The sequence below is a fragment of the Xenophilus arseniciresistens genome, from assembly GCF_028023875.1.
Taxonomy (GTDB): domain Bacteria; phylum Pseudomonadota; class Gammaproteobacteria; order Burkholderiales; family Burkholderiaceae_C; genus Xenophilus; species Xenophilus arseniciresistens.
In genome coordinates this window covers 1-16,006 of sequence record NZ_JAQIPB010000005.1, presented here as the reverse complement: position 1 = coordinate 16,006, position 16,006 = coordinate 1, and the positions used below count along the sequence as shown (strand labels likewise).

19 protein-coding genes are annotated in these 16,006 nt (G+C 68.1%); 6 read left to right on the top strand and 13 right to left on the bottom strand.

Annotation, left to right across the window (positions count from 1 at the left end; genetic code table 11):
• Positions 1 to 41: 41 nt before the first annotated feature.
• Positions 42 to 1,892 carry a DEAD/DEAH box helicase gene (locus tag PGB34_RS12390; protein ID WP_271428407.1) on the bottom strand — a complete coding sequence of 617 codons (1,851 nt, stop codon included), beginning with the start codon at positions 1,890 to 1,892 and terminating at the stop codon, positions 42 to 44.
• Between the two features lie 319 nt (positions 1,893 to 2,211).
• On the bottom strand, positions 2,212 to 2,811 hold the full coding sequence (gene orn, locus PGB34_RS12385) for an oligoribonuclease (protein ID WP_271428406.1): 600 nt from the start codon (positions 2,809 to 2,811) through the stop codon (positions 2,212 to 2,214).
• A gap of 121 nt (positions 2,812 to 2,932) precedes the next feature.
• Between orn and PGB34_RS12380 the strand changes: the two genes are divergently transcribed.
• From PGB34_RS12380 to rsgA, 3 genes are read left to right on the top strand one after another with little or no spacing between them, the layout of a single operon-like run.
• A complete protein-coding gene (locus PGB34_RS12380) occupies positions 2,933 to 4,210 on the top strand; it encodes a M48 family metallopeptidase (protein ID WP_271428405.1) in 1,278 nt (425 codons plus the stop codon).
• A gap of 32 nt (positions 4,211 to 4,242) precedes the next feature.
• Positions 4,243 to 4,596 (top strand): 4a-hydroxytetrahydrobiopterin dehydratase, encoded by a 354-nt coding sequence (locus PGB34_RS12375; protein ID WP_271428404.1) that lies wholly within the window; start codon positions 4,243 to 4,245, stop codon positions 4,594 to 4,596.
• Between the two features lie 3 nt (positions 4,597 to 4,599).
• Entirely contained in the window at positions 4,600 to 5,553 is a 954-nt protein-coding gene (rsgA, locus tag PGB34_RS12370) for a ribosome small subunit-dependent GTPase A (RefSeq protein ID WP_271428403.1), read from the top strand.
• A gap of 15 nt (positions 5,554 to 5,568) precedes the next feature.
• On the opposite strand, the gene PGB34_RS12365 is transcribed toward rsgA, so the two are convergent.
• From PGB34_RS12365 to rpsP, 6 genes are all read right to left on the bottom strand, one after another.
• Entirely contained in the window at positions 5,569 to 6,573 is a 1,005-nt protein-coding gene (locus tag PGB34_RS12365) for a CobD/CbiB family protein (RefSeq protein ID WP_271428402.1), read from the bottom strand.
• Positions 6,574 to 6,629: 56 nt separating this feature from the next.
• Positions 6,630 to 7,358: a CoA pyrophosphatase gene (locus tag PGB34_RS12360; protein ID WP_408647876.1), complete on the bottom strand. Its 729-nt coding sequence runs from the start codon at positions 7,356 to 7,358 to the stop codon at positions 6,630 to 6,632.
• 140 nt (positions 7,359 to 7,498) lie between these two features.
• Entirely contained in the window at positions 7,499 to 7,891 is a 393-nt protein-coding gene (rplS, locus tag PGB34_RS12355; RefSeq protein ID WP_271428401.1) for a 50S ribosomal protein L19, read from the bottom strand.
• A 147-nt stretch (positions 7,892 to 8,038) separates the two neighbouring features.
• Positions 8,039 to 8,794, bottom strand: coding sequence for a tRNA (guanosine(37)-N1)-methyltransferase TrmD (gene trmD / locus PGB34_RS12350; RefSeq protein ID WP_271428400.1), 756 nt, complete (start codon positions 8,792 to 8,794; stop codon positions 8,039 to 8,041).
• Between the two features lie 69 nt (positions 8,795 to 8,863).
• Positions 8,864 to 9,424: a ribosome maturation factor RimM gene (rimM, locus tag PGB34_RS12345; RefSeq protein ID WP_271428399.1), complete on the bottom strand. Its 561-nt coding sequence runs from the start codon at positions 9,422 to 9,424 to the stop codon at positions 8,864 to 8,866.
• Between the two features lie 23 nt (positions 9,425 to 9,447).
• Positions 9,448 to 9,711, bottom strand: coding sequence for a 30S ribosomal protein S16 (rpsP, locus tag PGB34_RS12340; protein ID WP_271428398.1), 264 nt, complete (start codon positions 9,709 to 9,711; stop codon positions 9,448 to 9,450).
• 157 nt (positions 9,712 to 9,868) lie between these two features.
• Between rpsP and PGB34_RS12335 the strand changes: the two genes are divergently transcribed.
• Together PGB34_RS12335 and PGB34_RS12330 are read left to right on the top strand one after the other, a co-directional pair.
• On the top strand, positions 9,869 to 10,396 hold the full coding sequence (locus PGB34_RS12335) for a GNAT family N-acetyltransferase (protein ID WP_271428397.1): 528 nt from the start codon (positions 9,869 to 9,871) through the stop codon (positions 10,394 to 10,396).
• Positions 10,393 to 10,854 (top strand): TM2 domain-containing protein, encoded by a 462-nt coding sequence (locus PGB34_RS12330; protein ID WP_271428396.1) that lies wholly within the window; start codon positions 10,393 to 10,395, stop codon positions 10,852 to 10,854. The genes PGB34_RS12335 and PGB34_RS12330 overlap by 4 nt, the downstream gene beginning before the upstream one ends.
• A 6-nt stretch (positions 10,855 to 10,860) precedes the next feature.
• Here PGB34_RS12330 and PGB34_RS12325 read toward each other — a convergent pair whose 3' ends face one another.
• Complete coding sequence (locus PGB34_RS12325) at positions 10,861 to 11,772, bottom strand: LysR family transcriptional regulator (RefSeq protein WP_271428395.1); 912 nt, start codon at positions 11,770 to 11,772, stop codon at positions 10,861 to 10,863.
• Positions 11,773 to 11,872: 100 nt separating this feature from the next.
• Between PGB34_RS12325 and PGB34_RS12320 the strand changes: the two genes are divergently transcribed.
• Positions 11,873 to 13,072, top strand: coding sequence for an alpha-hydroxy acid oxidase (locus PGB34_RS12320; protein WP_271428394.1), 1,200 nt, complete (start codon positions 11,873 to 11,875; stop codon positions 13,070 to 13,072).
• Positions 13,073 to 13,096: 24 nt separating this feature from the next.
• Here PGB34_RS12320 and PGB34_RS12315 read toward each other — a convergent pair whose 3' ends face one another.
• The 4 genes from PGB34_RS12315 to PGB34_RS12300 all read right to left on the bottom strand — a co-directional run bounded on the left by PGB34_RS12315 (position 13,097) and on the right by PGB34_RS12300 (position 15,881).
• A complete protein-coding gene (locus PGB34_RS12315) occupies positions 13,097 to 14,107 on the bottom strand; it encodes an inorganic phosphate transporter (RefSeq protein WP_271428485.1) in 1,011 nt (336 codons plus the stop codon).
• 25 nt (positions 14,108 to 14,132) lie between these two features.
• A complete protein-coding gene (locus PGB34_RS12310) occupies positions 14,133 to 14,777 on the bottom strand; it encodes a DUF47 domain-containing protein (RefSeq protein ID WP_271428393.1) in 645 nt (214 codons plus the stop codon).
• Positions 14,778 to 14,880: 103 nt separating this feature from the next.
• On the bottom strand, positions 14,881 to 15,249 hold the full coding sequence (locus tag PGB34_RS12305; protein ID WP_271428392.1) for a DMT family protein: 369 nt from the start codon (positions 15,247 to 15,249) through the stop codon (positions 14,881 to 14,883).
• On the bottom strand, positions 15,249 to 15,881 hold the full coding sequence (locus PGB34_RS12300; protein ID WP_271428391.1) for a trimeric intracellular cation channel family protein: 633 nt from the start codon (positions 15,879 to 15,881) through the stop codon (positions 15,249 to 15,251). The genes PGB34_RS12305 and PGB34_RS12300 overlap by 1 nt, the downstream gene beginning before the upstream one ends.
• Positions 15,882 to 16,006 lie beyond the last annotated feature (125 nt).

The window sequence follows — 16,006 nt, the reverse complement described above, 5'->3', positions numbered from 1 at the left end:
CTTGCAGCAGGGCGGAACGAAGCCGCCCTTGCGCTGCTGGATCAGCGGTTGCGCGGCACGAACACGCGGCCGGCCGGGGCGCGGCCTGCATGGCCGGCTGCACCCTTGTTGGCGCCATGCGGCTTGTGGCCGCCGCCGAAGCCGCCGCGCGATTCGCGCTGCTCGCCCCAGCCTGCGCCACGCTCGGTACGCTCGCCGCCGCGCGGTGCGCGGTCGTCGCGGCCGGCCCACGGTGCGTCCATGCGGCCACGCGGATCCTGCGACGCAAAACCCTCGCGCCGACCCGCAAAGCCTTCGCGGCGGTCACGGTCGAAGCCGCCGCCTTCGCGCCGGCCTGCACCGCCCTGCTCGCCCCAGCCCGCGGCGCGGCCGCCATGGCCACCCACAGGGCCGCCACGGCGAGCGCCGCCGCCAAAGCCGCCTTCGCGACCGCGGCCACCGCCACGGTTGCCACCCTGGCCGCCGCGTGCTTGCGGGGCCATGGGCGCACGGCGCGTGGGCTCCATGCCGGCGACCACCTCGGGCTTGAACACCTGCTTGGTGAAGGCTTCGATGTCGAAGATCTTGCGCTGGTCGCGGAACTCGGCAAAGGTCACGGCGATGCCGTCGCGGCCGGCACGGCCCGTGCGGCCGATTCGGTGCGTGTAGTCCTCGGCCTTCATCGGCAAGCCGAAGTTGAAGACGTGGCTGATGCTGGGCACGTCGATGCCGCGCGCGGCCACGTCGGTGGCCACCAGGATCTGCACCTGGCCATTGCGCAGCGCCATCAGGCGGCGGTTGCGCAGGCCCTGGCTCAGGGCGCCGTGCAGGGCCACGGCCGAGAAGCCGGCCTGCTGCAGGTCATTGGCCAGGCCGTCGCATTCGATCTGCGTGCTGGCAAACACCACGGCCTGCTGGATCGAGCTGTCGCGCAGCCAGTGGTCCAGCAGCGCACGCTTGTGGTCGAAGTGGTCGGCCCAGTGCAGGATCTGCTTGATGTTGGCGTGCTTCTGCTGCGGGCTGTCGATCTGCACGCGCTGCGGCTCGCGCATCACGCGGGCGGCCAGTTGCTGGATGCGCGGCGCGAAGGTCGCGCTGAACATCATGGTCTGCTTGCGCTCGATGGTCAGCTGGTTGATCTCGGCCAGGTCGTCCGAGAAGCCCAGGTCCAGCATGCGGTCGGCTTCATCGACCACCAGGAACTGCACCTGGTCGAGCTTGATCTGCATCGAACGCTGCAGGTCCAGCAGGCGGCCGGGCGTGGCCACCACCAGGTTGGCGTTCTGCAGGCGCGCGATCTGCAGCTGGTAGGGCATGCCGCCCACCACGTTGGCCACACGCAGGCCGCGCACGTGGCGCACCAGGTCGATGGCGTCGTGCGCCACCTGCTGGGCCAGCTCGCGCGTGGGGCACAGCACCAGTGCGCCGGGCACGGCGGGCTTGAAGTGACGCGGGTTGGTCGGGTCCTGGCGGCGCGGACGCTTGGGCGCGGGCTCGCCACGCTCGGCCGCTTCAGCGGCCAGGCGGGTGTATTCGGCCTGGGCGGCTTCGTAGGCCTCCTGCTGCTGGCGGATCAGCGTGTGCAGCACGGGCAGCAGGAAGGCTGCGGTCTTGCCGCTCCCGGTCTGGCTCGAGACCATCAGGTCCACGAAGCGGTCTGCGGCGCCTTCGGCACCGCCCATGGCCATCGGAATGGCCTTTTGCTGCACGGCCGTGGGCGCGGTGTAGCCCAGGTCGGTCACGGCAGCCACGAGTTCGGGCGCCAGGCCCAGTTCGGCGAAGGCGTTGGGTTCAGCGGGGGTTTGCTCAGCGGGCTCGGATGGCGCGGGCTGGTCAAAGGCTTGCGAAGCGGCGGCTTCAAATTCTTGCGCAGGCGCGACAGCGCCCTGCAGCTCTTGCAGAGATTCGGTCATGAAATGCTCGTGTTCACACGCGGGGCGCCCGAGGCGGGCGCCTGCGTTGGAGGTCAGAAAAACATCAACCATCCAACGACGTCGGCAGCTGGTGCTGCCGTGGCTTTCCTCTTGTCGACGGGCGCTTGTTTTGGCGCCACGAAGACCCAGCCTATGTGCAGAAGGGAGATGCGGGATATTGCTAAAGCCGGCCCACAAAAAAATGGCCTTGCTTCAGGCAAGCCCGCGATTATGGCAGCTTCTTCGGGTTTTTACCAGCCCGGGCGTGGATCGCCGCGCACAGCGTCGCGAGTGAGCGACGCTGCCGCGAGCTGCGCCTTCAGTCTTCCAGGCGCAGAAATGTCTTGCGGTAGTGCACCAGTTCCTCGATGGACTCATGCACGTCGGCCAGCGCCGTGTGCGCCTGCTGCTTCTTGAAGCTGCTGTAGGCCGCGGGCTTCCAGCGCTTGGCCAGTTCCTTGAGCGTGCTCACATCGAGGTTGCGGTAGTGGAACCAGGCCTCCAGCTTGGGCATGTACTTGACCAGGAAGCGCCGGTCCTGGCCGATGGTATTGCCGCACATGGGCGAGCCGTTCTTGGGCACGTAGCGACCCAGGAAGTCCAGCAGTTGCTGCTCGGCCTCGGCCTCGTCGACGGTGGATGCCTTGACCTTGTCGATCAGGCCGCTGCGACCGTGCGTGCCCTTGTTCCAGGCATCCATGGCGTCCAGGACGGCATCGCTCTGGTGGATCACCAGCACCGGGCCTTCCACGCGCGTGGCCAGGTCGGGCGATGTGACGACCACCGCGATTTCGAGCAGGCGCTCCTTCTCGGGGTCGAGTCCGCTCATCTCGCAGTCGAGCCAGACCAGGTTCTGGTCGCTCTTGCGCAGTTCGGAGGAAGTCGGGGCGGCAGCGGTCGGTGCAGGAGAAGAAGACATGGCCGCGATTGTCCATGAGCCGGCGTGTCGATCAGGCCTCGCCCCCGCAGGGCTGCTCTCTTGCGAAGGCCGTGTCCGGCTCCAGCTGAGCACTACACTGCCGCACCCCAGCGCCCTGCCCATGCCTGCCTCGTTGCTCTTCTCCGTCCTTTTCGTCGCTGCCCTGCTGGCCGGACTCGGCCTGCGTTTCTGGCTGCTGTCGCGCCAGGTCCGGCATGTGGCCCGCCACCGCCATGCCGTGCCCGAGGCCTTCGCGCAGACCATCACGCTGGCGGCCCATCAGAAGGCGGCCGACTACACGCTGGCCAAGGCCCGCTTCAGCCTGCTGGAGATGAGCTGGGGCGCGGCGCTGCTGCTGGGCTGGACGCTGCTGGGCGGGCTGGACATGGTCAATCGGCTTCTGCTGCAGGCCATGGGCCCCGGCCTGCTGCAGCAACTCGCGCTGCTGGCCGCCTTCGCGCTCATCGCCAGCCTTCTGGAGCTGCCCTTTTCGCTGTGGCAGACCTTCCGCCTGGAGCAGCGCTTCGGCTTCAACAAGATGAGCCCGCGGCTGTGGCTGACCGATGCGCTCAAGAGCATGGCGCTGGGCGCGGCGCTGGGCCTGCCCCTGGCGGCGGCCATCCTGTGGCTGATGGCGCAGGCCGGCAGCCTGTGGTGGCTGTGGGCCTGGTTCACCCTGGTGGGCTGGCTGCTGCTGGTGCAGTTCATCTATCCGGCCTGGATCGCGCCGCTGTTCAACCGCTTCGAGCCCTTGCAGGACAAGACGCTGGAAGCGCATGTCACCGCGCTCATGCAGCGCTGCGGCTTTGCCGCCAAGGGTCTGTTCGTGATGGACGGCAGCCGCCGCAGCGCGCATGCCAACGCCTATTTCACGGGCTTTGGCCGCAACAAGCGCGTGGTCTTCTTCGACACGCTGCTGCGCCAGCTCAGCACCGGCGAAGTCGAGGCCGTGCTGGCCCATGAGCTGGGCCACTTCAAGCACCGGCACATCGTCAAGCGACTGGCGCTGAGCTTCGCCCTGAGCCTGGCCGGCCTGGCGCTGCTGGGTTGGCTCTCGGGCCAGAGCTGGTTCTACACCGGCCTGGGGGTACAGCCAAGCCTGAGCAGTGGTAACGAAGCCCTTGCGCTGATGCTGTTCATGCTCGCGATGCCGGTCTTCACCTTCTTCCTCTCGCCGCTGCTGGCGCAGGGCTCGCGCCGCGATGAGTTCGAGGCCGATGCCTATGCCGTGGCACAGACCCGCGGCCAGGACCTGGCCAGTGCGCTGCTCAAGCTCTACGAAGACAACGCCTCGACGCTTACGCCCGATCCTGTCTACGTGCGCTTCTACTATTCACACCCTCCCGCCTCGGAGCGGCTTGCGCGCATGCGGCAGCACGCCGCGGTGCAGCCCGCCTGAGCCTGAGCGCCCTCGTCTTTGCCGGAGAAGCCATGAGCACCAGCCAGCTCACCATCAAGAACTGGAAGCAGTTGCCCGCACGCAAGGCCATGGGGCCGAGCGAGATCGTCACGGCGCTGTCCCGCCTGGAAGGCTGGACCCTCAGTGGCGACGGCGCGCAGGTGGCCATCGAGAAGAGCTTCCACTTCGCCAACTACTTCGAGACCATCGCCTTCGTCAACGCGCTGGCCCTGATCGCGCACCGCGAAGACCATCACCCCGATCTGTCCGTGCACTACAACCGCTGCGTCGTGCGCCTGAACACACACGACGCGGGCGGCATCTCCAGAAGCGACTTCGACTGCGCGCAGCAGATCGACGCGCTGCTCAAGCCGCAGGCGCCCTGAGGCATGGCAGGTCGCGCCCGCCCTGCCGCCCGGCCTTCGGCCGCGGCCGCCGATCAGCAGGAAGGCCTGGTGGTGGGCAGCCACGGCCGGCACTGCGTGGTGGAGTCCGCCGACGGCAGCCGGCGCATCTGCCATCCGCGCGGCAAGAAGAGCCAGGCCGTGGTCGGCGACCGCGTGCTGTGGCTGGCCAGCCAGGACGAAGGCACCATCGAGCGCGTGCAGGAGCGGCGCAACCTCTTCTACCGCCAGGACGAGATCCGCACCAAGTCCTTTGCCGCCAACCTCGACCAGATCCTGCTGCTGATCGCCGCCGAGCCCGAGTTCTCCGAACAGCAGCTCACGCGGGCCCTGATCGCCGCCGAGGCCGCAGGCATCCGGCCGCTGATCGGCTTGAACAAGGAAGACCTCGCGCCCGCCTTCGCGCGCGCCTGGCAGAAGCTCGCGCCCTACCGCCGCATGGGCTACACCGTGCTGCCGCTGGCCCTGACCGAGCGGCTGCAGGCCGACCGCGACCTGCTCATGCCCTTGCTGCAGGGCCGCAGCACCCTCGTGCTCGGCCCTTCTGGCGCGGGCAAGAGCACGCTGATCAACGGCCTGGTGCCCGGCGCGAGCGCGCTCACGGGCGAAATTTCTCAGGCGCTCAACTCAGGCCGCCACACCACCACCACCACCACCTGGTACTGGGTGGATGAGGCGCGCCAGACCGCACTGATCGACTCGCCGGGCTTCCAGGAATTCGGGCTGCACCACATCGAGCCCATGCAACTGGCCAGCCTGATGCCCGACCTGGCCGCCCAGGCGGGAGAGTGCAAGTTCTACAACTGCACGCACCTGCACGAACCCGGCTGCGCCGTGCTGGCCCATGTGGCCAGCGGCGATGCGCCCGAAGCCATCAGCCCGCAGCGGCATCGCATCTATGGTGAGTTGTTTGAAGAGCTGAGCCAGCCCAGGTACTGAGCCCGCGAAAGAGGCTCAGCCCAGCAGCCGCGCCAGGGTCAGCAGCGCCAGCAGCACCATCCACATCACGACCGAGCGCCACACCAGGCCCACCACGCTGCGCAGGTGGGCCAGCACGGGCTCGCGGCCGGGCGTGCTGCCGCTTTCCAGGCCGATGAGCGCACTGGGCGTGTTGGTGCGATGGGGCTGGGGCGAGATCTCGCGCGGGGCGGTCATGGGTGCCAACTGGCCGCCGCCCAGGCGCACGTTCAGCGCGCCCGAGGTGGCCGCCAGGATCACGCCATCATTCGGGTCGGGAAAGCGCCGGGCATCGTTGCGCCAGCAGTCGATGGCCTCCTCGAAGCTGCCCACCACGGCAAAGCCTAAGGCCGTGATGCGCGCGGGCAGCCAGTCGATGGCGGCCCAGGCGCGGTCGGCCACGTCGCGCACCCACTGGCTGGCCGGTTGGGCCGAGGCATGGTTCTTCTGCGCCCAGTAGCGGGCCACGAATTCGCTCATGCGATAGAACACCGCACCCGCCGGCCCCAGGCCAAAGGCCGCGAGGATGGAAAACCAGGCCAGCACGCCGAACACATGCCGGTGGGCAGCGATCACCGAGTACTCGATCACATGGCGCACGATGGCGCTGCGCGGCAGGTCGGCCGCATCCACGCGCTGCCAGCGCGCCAGCAGCGAACGCGCCAGCGCCTCGTCGCCCAGGTCCAGCGCATCGCGGATGCCGGTGAAGTGATGGCTGAACTGCCGAAAGCCCAGCGTGGTGTAGAGCACCGCGATGCTCCACAGCATCGCAAAGGGCAGGCCCAGGAAGTGCAGCAGCAGCCAGTGCACCCCCAGTGCGATCAGGCTGGGCAGGCCCACGGCCAGCATCCAGGCCACCCAGCCATGGTGCGACTTGCCGGCGTCGAAATTGCGGCTGGTCCAGCGCGTCCAGCCCAGCACCGCGCCATAGACGGGGTTGTGATAGGCCAACGGCCGCAGCTGCTCGATCAGCAGTGCGCACAGGATGGCAAAGAAGCTCATGGCCGAATCATAGGGGCAGCCTGTGACCACTTGGCCGGCTGCCGCGGCGGCCACGTTCAGGCGATCAGGAAACGGTACAGATTGCGCAACATGCCGGCCGTGGCGCCCCACACATAGCGCTCGACCGACCCATCCTGGTAGGGCATGGAGAACCAGTGCCGCGCGCGCGGCCCGTCGTGGTCGACCTGATGGCGCCTGTGATGGGCCGGGTTCATCAGGAAGTCCAGCGGCACTTCAAAGACGTCCGCCACCTCGGCCGGGTTGGGCCGCAGCAAAAAGCCCGGCTGCACCAGCGCCACCACGGGCGTGACCACGAATGCCGTGACCGTGGTGTAGGTGGGCAGGTGCCCCAGCACTTCGATGCCATGGGCCGAAAGCCCGACCTCTTCCCAGGCCTCGCGCAGCGCTGCGGCAGCAAGGTTGGCATCCTCCGGGTCGACCCGGCCGCCCGGGAACGCAACCTGCCCCGAATGCGTGGACATGCGGCTGGCCCGCTCCGTCAGAAGCACCGTGGGACGCGCATGCAGCACGATGGGCACCAGCACCGCCGCCTGGGCCGGCAGCCGGTCCGTCAGGCGCGGCTCGCGGCGCAGTTCCGGCTCCCACACCGGCGGGTGGGCAAAGCGCTGGCGCAAGGCCGCCACGCTCAGGCGATCCGCAGGCACGGCCGGCAGATCGTGGTCCACGCGATCCACAGGCACGCTGCGCGGATCGAAGTCGGCCAGCAGCGGGGGCACGACATTGATCACACCGGGCGGTGCGTGGGAATCGGAGGCAGAGGACACGTCAGGGCTCGGGATGGAGAAAGAAGGGTTCGCGAAAACAAGACCGGGCGAAGGGCCCAAAAGGCAAAACCGCCCGAAGGCGGTCTTGCATGGAGCAACGAAGAACCGGCGCTCTGCGAGGTGCAGTGCCGGCCATCCGATTACGCTGCTGCGTTGCTGCTGTTGTTCGCAGCCGACTTGCCCGGCAGCTTTTCCTTGATGCGAGCCGAACGGCCGCTGCGCTCGCGCAGGTAGTACAGCTTGGCGCGACGCACATCACCGCGGCGCTTGACTTCGATCTTGGCGATCAGCGGGCTGTAGCTCTGGAAGGTACGTTCCACGCCTTCGCCGCTGGAGATCTTGCGCACCGTGAAGGCGCTGTTGAGGCCGCGGTTGCGCTTGGCGATCACCACGCCTTCGTAGGCCTGCACGCGCTTGCGGTTGCCTTCGACGACGTTCACGCTGACGATCACGGTGTCGCCGGGAGCGAATTCGGGAATGGTCTTGCCCAGGCGGGCAATTTCTTCCTGCTCGAGAGTCTGGATGAGATTCATGATGACCTGAAATGGATCGTGTCCGCGCTACACAGAAGGCGGCGCCTGCGTGCTTTGAAGCATTGCTGGCATCGAGACAGGCATCGCTGGCAGCAATGCCCCTCGATCAAGGCCGCGGCCGGACAGAGGATCGGGAAAAGCCCGCCATTATAGCGCGGGCTTCAGACTCGCCAAGAGCTTTTCATCATCGCGGTCGAGCCGGCCGGCCGCGCGCGCTGCTTCGATCAGCTCGGGCCGGCGCTCGGCCGTGATGCGCAGCCGCTGGTCGCGGCGCCAGCGCTCGATCTGCACATGGTGGCCCGACAGCAGCGGCGCCGGCACCGGCTGCCCGGCCCAAAGCTCGGGCCGCGTGTAGTGGGGGCAGTCCAGCAGGCCGTCGAGGGCCGGGTTGAAGCTGTCCTGCACATGGCTGCCTTCATCGCCCAGCACGCCCGGCTGCAGCCGCGTCACGGCGTCGATGAGTGCCATGGCCGCGATCTCGCCGCCCGAGAGCACGAAATCACCCAGGCTGATCTGATGGGTCACGCGCGCATCGATGAAGCGCTGGTCGATGCCTTCGTAGCGGCCGCACAGCAGCACAGCGCCCTCGCCCTGCGCCCAGTGCTCCACATTGGCGTGGCGCAGCGGTTCACCGGCCGGCGAGAACAGCACCACCGGCGCCGCCCCACCGCGCGCGGCCAGCGCCGCATCCAGGCAGTCGGACAGCGGCTGGGCCATCATGACCATGCCGGGGCCGCCACCAAAAGGCCGGTCGTCCACGCGCCGATAGTTGCCCGGCGCGTGGTCGCGCGGGTTCCACAGGTGCAACTGAACCTGGCCCGAGCCATAGGCGCGGCGGGTCACGCCACTTTGCACAAAGGGCGCGAACAGTTCGGGGAAAAGGGTCAGGACGTCAAAACGCAAGAGAACGCCCCAGAGAACACGGACGGCATTGCCAAGGCTTCATCGACAGGACAGCCGATGGGCGCCGGCTCAATAGTCCGGCTGCCAGTCGACCGTGATCAGCTTGGCCTGCAGGTCCACCTTGTCGACGAATGCGGAGACAAAGGGCACCATGCGTTCGACCGGCTTGGTCTCGCCTGCGGCCGGCTCGGCCTCCAGCACCAGCGTGGTCTGCGGCCCCGTGGCCAGCAGTTCGCGCACCGTGCCCAGCACCACGCCTTCGCGGTTGTGCACCTCCAGGCCGATCAGATCGACCCAGTAGTACTCGTCATCGCCGGGGGTGGGGAAGCTGCTGCGCGGCACGAACACGCGCGCGCCCTTGAGCGCTTCGGCGGCGGTGCGGTCCGGCACGTCAGGCGAAGAGGCGACCACGCAATCGGCATGTTCGCGTGCCTCGCGCACCGGCAGGCGAAAGACTTGGGCGGCGCCGCCAGGCGGCATCAGGAACCAGCGCCGGGAAGAAAAAAGCGCCTCGGGTTGGGCGCTGTGGGGGAAGACCTTGAACCAGCCCTTGATCCCCCATGCATCCGCGATGCGCCCCACCTCGATGGCGTCCGCCGGCAATTCGGCGGCTTCGAGTGCAGGCAGCATCGCGATGCGTTCAGGCAGACCGATCAGGCAGCGGCCTTGGGGGCAGCAGCAGCGGCTTGCTTGATGATGCGCTCGACGGTGGGCGAGAGCTGGGCGCCCACGCTCTTCCAGTAGGCCACGCGGTCCTGGGCGATGCGGATGCTTTCTTCGCCGCCACGGGCGGTGGGGTTGTAGAAACCCACGCGCTCGATGAAGCTGCCGTCACGGCGCACGCGCTTGTCGGCCACGACGATGTTGAAGAAAGGACGGGCCTTGGCGCCGCCACGGGAGAGTCGAATAACGACCATGATTTATCCTTGGGTGGTAAAGGCGCCTGCAGTTCTTCGTTCAAGTTGAACCCGCAAGACGCCCCGTTTTTCTTTCAGCGTTGAGACACGCGACATGGCCACCCGGCCAGCGACACGCCGAAAAGCCCGCGATTATAGCCTGCCTTCCCGATTCTTCATGAGCCTGCGCATCCGCCCCAGCCGCGACGAGGACGTCGCCGCCATTGCCGCCATCTATGCCCACCACGTCCTGAATGGCACCGGCACCTTCGAAACCACCCCGCCGACAGAGGCCGAAATGGCTGCCCGACGCGCCGATGTGCTGGCCAAGGGCCTGCCCTATCTGGTGGCCGAAGACGAAGCCGGCCAGCTGTTGGGTTTTGCCTACTGCAACTGGTTCAAGCCCCGGCCTGCCTACCGCTATTCGGCCGAAGACTCCATCTACCTGGCCGACGCGGCGCGCGGCCGCGGCGTGGGCACGCAGCTGCTGCAGGCCCTGTGCGAGGCCGCCGAAGCGGCGGGTGTGCGCAAGCTGATCGCGGTGATCGGCGATTCGAACAACGCGGGCTCGGTCGGCGTGCACCGCCGGCAGGGCTTTGCCGAAGTGGGCGTGCTGCGCAACGTGGGCTGGAAGTTCGACCGCTGGCTGGACGTGGTGCTCATGGACAAGGTCCTGGGCGAAGGCAGCAGCAGCGCGCCCCGATGAACGCCCCCCGCCCCAAGCGCAAGACCTGGGCCGCATGGCTGGCCTTCCTGGGCGGCCCGCTGGGGCTGCATCGCTTCTACCTGCATGGCATGGGCGACCTGCTGGGCTGGCTGCTGCCCATCCCCACGGCGCTGGGCCTGTATGGCATCGAACGCGTCCGGCTCCATGGGCTGGACGATCCATGGAGCTGGGTCCTGATCCCCTGCCTCGGCTTCACCATCGCCGCCTGCGCGCTGATGACCATCGTCTACGGGCTCATGACGCCGGAGAAGTGGAACGCTCGCCACAACCCCGGCCTCGCGCCGGAGGCCGCGCCGGGCCGCACCAGCTGGTTCACCATCGCGGCCGTCGTGGCTGCCCTCTTCTTCGGTGCGACGGTGCTGATGGCCAGCATCGCCTTCAGCTTCCAGCGCTACTTCGAACACCAGATCGAGGCCGGCCGGCAGATTTCGCAGTAGCGCGCGTCAGGCCGGCGCGGCCGCAGCCAGCGCCGGCGCCACCGAGAAATCCACATGCGCAGGCACCATCGCCTGCATGCTTGCGAGCAGCAAACGCGCATCGCCGCGCCGCCACTGCAGCGTGTAGTGCAGCGGCGCCAGCGGCTGGCCCGGTGCCAGTTGGCGAAGCTGCAGGGCCTTGATCCAGTCCAGCGGCAGGATGCCCACGCCCGCCCCCAGCCGCAACATGCCCGCCACGGCACCCCAGCTGTTTGCCGCGATGCGCTGCGGCGCCGTGGCGCGATGGGCCGACAGCCAGTCGTCGAGCAGGCGCGCGGTGCCGGCGGTCTGCGGCAGCGTGACCAGCGGACAGCGCTGCAGCAGCGCAGGCAGGTCCACCCGCCCGGCTCCGGCCAGCGCGGGCGATGCAGCCCAGCCGAAGCGCGCCGTGCCCACGGGTTGCGACATCAGTTCGCTGCGCGACGAGCGCCCCGCGATCACGGCGAAGTCCAGCTCGCCATCGGCAAGCCGGCGCTCGAGCACACCCCCCACGTCAACCGAGGGCTCCAGCAGCAGGCGCGGATGGGCCTGCTGCATGGCCACCACGAAGGCCGGCAGCCAGGTCAGCGCCGACAGGTCGCCCACGCCGAAGCGGCAGCGCCCGGCCAGCGCCGGCCCTGAATCCAGCGCCCGGTGAAGCGCCGCCATCGCGTTGATGACCTCCAGCGCCGCCGGCAGGAGCCGTTCGCCGTCTTCGGTGAGCACGGCGCGATGGCCGCTGCGGTCGAACAGCTGGCGCCCGAGCGCGACTTCCAGCTCGGAAATGCGCTTGGACAGCGACGAAACCGACAGATGGACCCGCTGTGCGGCAGTGGCGAAATTGGCGCAGGAGGCCGCCCACCAGAAGGCTTCGAGCTGCTTGACCGAAGGCGCTGCCATTTCGATTTTCTAGAACAAAACCAATTCAATTTATTCGCTTTATAGCAAACGAGCGCATCCCTACAGTCACGTCAGTCCCACCTTGCGAGCACCCCGAACCATGGCATCTCCCGCATCACCCCGACCGACCGCCCGCCTGCGCCGCATGCTCTCGCTGCACGACTTCGAGGCCGCGGCACGCCAGCGCCTGCCGCGCCCCATCTTTGGCTACATCGCCGGCGCCGCAGAAGACACCTGCTCGCTGCGCGACAACCGTCAGGTCTTCGATGACTACGGCTTCGTGCCCCGCGTGCTGCGCGACGTCTCGCAGCGCTCGCAGGCGGTGGAGCTGTTCGGGCGCCGCTATGCCAGCCCCTTCGGCATCGCGCCGATGGGCATCAACGCCCTTTCGACCTACCGCGGCGACTTGGTGCTGGCCCGGGCCGCGCAGGCGGCGGACATCGTCTCCGTCATGAGCGGCACCTCGCTGATTCCGATGGAAGAGGTGGCGCGCGAGAGCCCCGGCACCTGGTTCCAGGCCTACATCCCGGGCGACCAGCAGCGCATCGATGCGCTCGTCGATCGCGTCGCGCAGGCGGGCTTCGGCGTGCTGGTCGTGACCGTGGACATTCCCGTCTCGGCCAACCGCGAGAACAACGTGCGCAACGGCTTTTCGACGCCGCTGCGCCCCAGCCTGCGCCTGGCGTGGGATGGCCTGCTGCGCCCGCGCTGGGTGGCCGGCACCCTGGCGCGCACCCTGCTGCGCCACGGCATGCCCCACTTCGAGAACTCCTTCGCCACGCGCGGCGCCCCCATCGTGTCGTCCACGGTGCTGCGCGACTTCTCGGCCCGCGACCATCTGAGCTGGCAGCACATCCAGGCCATCCGCAGACGCTGGCAGGGGCCGCTGGTGATCAAGGGCATCCTGAGCGTCGAAGACGCCCTGCAGGCCCAGCGCATCGGCGCCGACGCCATCGTGCTGTCCAACCACGGCGGTCGCCAACTGGACGGCGCCGCATCACCGATGCGCGTGCTCGAGGCGGTGGTGGGTGCCCTGAAGCCCGGCTACCCGGTGCTCATCGACAGCGGCTTCAGGCGCGGCTCGGACGTGCTCAAGGCCCTGGCCCTGGGCGCGCGCATGGTGCTGGTGGGCCGCCCGTTCAACTACGCCGCGGCCGTGGCCGGCCAGGCCGGCGTGGCACACGCCATCGATCTGCTGCAAAGCGAAATCGACCGAAACCTCGCGATGCTGGGCGTTGCGGCCTGCGCCGAGCTGGGGCCGCAGCACCTGGTGCGTCGCAGCGCCCCGCTGCAGCCCTGAGGGCGCGCGGGGGCCGTCGCACTTTCAGAACAGCTGCATGCTCACCCAGTAGCCGATCGCCGCCATGAAGGCCGCGGCCGGGATGGTGAAAATCCAGGCCCACACGATGTTGCCGGCCACGCCCCAGCGCACGGCGCTCATGCGCTGCGACGCGCCCACGCCGACGATGGCGCCGGTGATGGTGTGCGTGGTGGACACCGGAATGCCCAGCAGAGTGGCGATGAACAGCGTCATTGCGCCGCCCGTCTCGGCACAGAAACCGCCCACGGGCTTGAGCTTGGTGATCTTCTGGCCCATGGTCTTGACGATGCGCCAGCCGCCGAACATGGTGCCGGCCGCAATCGCCACGTAGCAGCTGATCACCACCCAGGTGGGCGGCGCCGCGTCACCGGCCGCGGAATAGCCGGTGGCGATCAGCAGCATCCAGATGATGCCGATGGTCTTCTGCGCGTCGTTGCCGCCGTGGCCCAGGCTGTAGGCCCCGGCTGAAACCAGCTGCAGCCGCCGGAACCACGAGTCCACGCGCGAAGGCGTGGCGCGCCGGCAGACCCATGCCACCAACACCAGCATGAGCGAGCCCAGCAGGAAGCCCAGCACCGGCGACACGAAGATGAAGGCCACGGTCTTGAGGATGCCCGAGGCCACCAGGCCGCTGCCACCGGTCTTGGCGATCACGGCACCCACGATGCCGCCGATCAGCGCATGCGAGGAACTGCTGGGAATGCCGTAGTACCAGGTCACCAGGTTCCAGCTGATGGCCCCCACCAGCGCGCCGAAGACCACGTGCGTGTCGACCACGCCCGGCTGCGCGATGCCCTTGCCCACGGTGGCGGCCACGCTCAGGTGGAAGATGAAGATGGCGACGAAGTTGAAGAAGGCCGCGAAAAGCACGGCATGCCCGGGCCGCAGCACGCCGGTGGACACCACGGTGGCGATGGAGTTCGCCGCATCGTGGAAGCCGTTCATGAAGTCGAAAATGATGGCGAGCGCGACCAGCATCACCACCACCCATAGCGCCACCTGGGCGACCTGCACCGTTTGCATCGGTGAAGCCCCCGGGTCAGGAGTTCTCGAGGACGATGCCCTCGATCACATTCGCCACGTCCTCGCACTTGTCGGTGACGGTTTCGAGCAGTTCGTAGATGGCCTTGAGCTTGATGACCTCGCGCACGTCCGGCTCTTCGCGAAACAGCTTGCTCATCGCACTGCGCATCACGCGGTCGGCGTCGGACTCGATGCGATCGATCTCCTCGCAGGTCTTGAGCGTGGCTTCGGCCACGGCCGGCTCGGCGATCTTGTTGAGGTGGCGCACCGCGTCCTTCAGGCGCTCGCAGCCCTTGACGCTGAGCGTGGTCAGGCGGCTGATCTCCTCGGTCATGTGGCGCACGTCGTAAAGCGCCATCGTCTCGGCGCAGTCCTGGATCAGGTCGGCCACGTCGTCCATCGTGTTGATGAGCTTGTGGATCTGCTCGCGGTCGATGGGGGTGATGAAGGTCTTGTGGATCAGCCGGTTCACGTCATGCGTCACGCGATCGGCGGCACGCTCGGCGTTGTCGACATCGCGGTTGTACTGCTCGCGCAGATGCAGGTCGTTGTAGTTGGCCACCAGCTGCTCGAAGGCGCGCGCCGCCTCGACGATGCGCTCGGCATGCTGGTTGAACATCTCGAAAAAATTGCCCTCACGGGGCAGCAGCTTGCCAAACATGGCGGTTCCTTACACGAGTTTCACGACAAGGGTGTGACACACCCGTGTGGTGGTGGAGTGTAATTTCTCGCGCGGGCCTGCCGCCGTGAAGGGCTGTGCGGCCCTATCCGGCCCTGAAGACGAAGTACACCGCGCCCACCAGGCACAGCGCCGCCCAGACGTAGTCCAGGCGGAAAGGCTGCTTGAGAAAGACCATGGCGAAGGGCACGAACACGCACAGCGTGATCACCTCCTGCATGATCTTGAGCTGCCCCACGCTCAGGCCGGCCTGGGTGAAGCCGATGCGGTTGGCCGGCACCTGCAGCAGGTACTCGAACAGCGCGATGCCCCAGCTCACCAGCGCCGCCACGTACCAGGGCGAGCTGGCATGGCTGCGCAGGTGGCCGTACCAGGCGAAGGTCATGAACACGTTGCTGGCGATGAGCAGCAGCAGGGTCCAGCCCGCGGCTGGCAGATGGATGTTCGACAGCATCAGGGATGGCTCCATTGGGAACGGGGCGGGGTCAGGGCCGGCAGGTGCCAGTCCCAGGCAATCGCGGCCATGCGCAGGCCGAAGACCGCCGCCAGCCCCAGGAAGAAGGCATGGCGCCGCGGCAGCCCGGCCACCTGCACCAGCAGGTACAGCGCAATGCCGCCGATGGCGGCCGAGGCGTAGAAGCCGCCGCGCAGCAGCAGCGGCACCTGGCCCGAAAGCAGGTCGCGGATCACGCCGCCGCCCGCGCCGGTCATGGTGCCCACCATCACGGTGATCAGCGGCGAATGGCGAACGGTTTCAGCCACCTGGGCGCCGGTGATGGCGAACAGGGCCAGCCCCAGCGCATCGGCCACCAGCAGCGCCAAGCCGGGCGACGGCAGGTGGTGCACGTAGACGATGGTGGCCACCGCCGTGGCCAGGATCACCCAGGGGTAGCGCGCGTCGCGCACCCAGAAGATGGGGTGGCGGCCGAGCAGCAGGTCGCGCATGGTGCCGCCGCCGATGGCCGTGACCGAGGCCAGCACCAGCGCGCCCAGCCAGTCCATGCCGGCCTGCGCCGCCGCCAGCACACCGCTGATGGCGAACACGGCCACGCCCATCAGGTCCAGCACGTAGAGCACGCGCGTCATGGTGGGCGCTTGTATCTTTAAACCTGACCAGCGCGGTAGAGTCTGAACGCCGTTGAGGCGGCCAGACCGGCCCGTGCAGTTTGGTAAGCGCTGGGGTGATCGAGCCCGTCTCTGAGTACAGAACG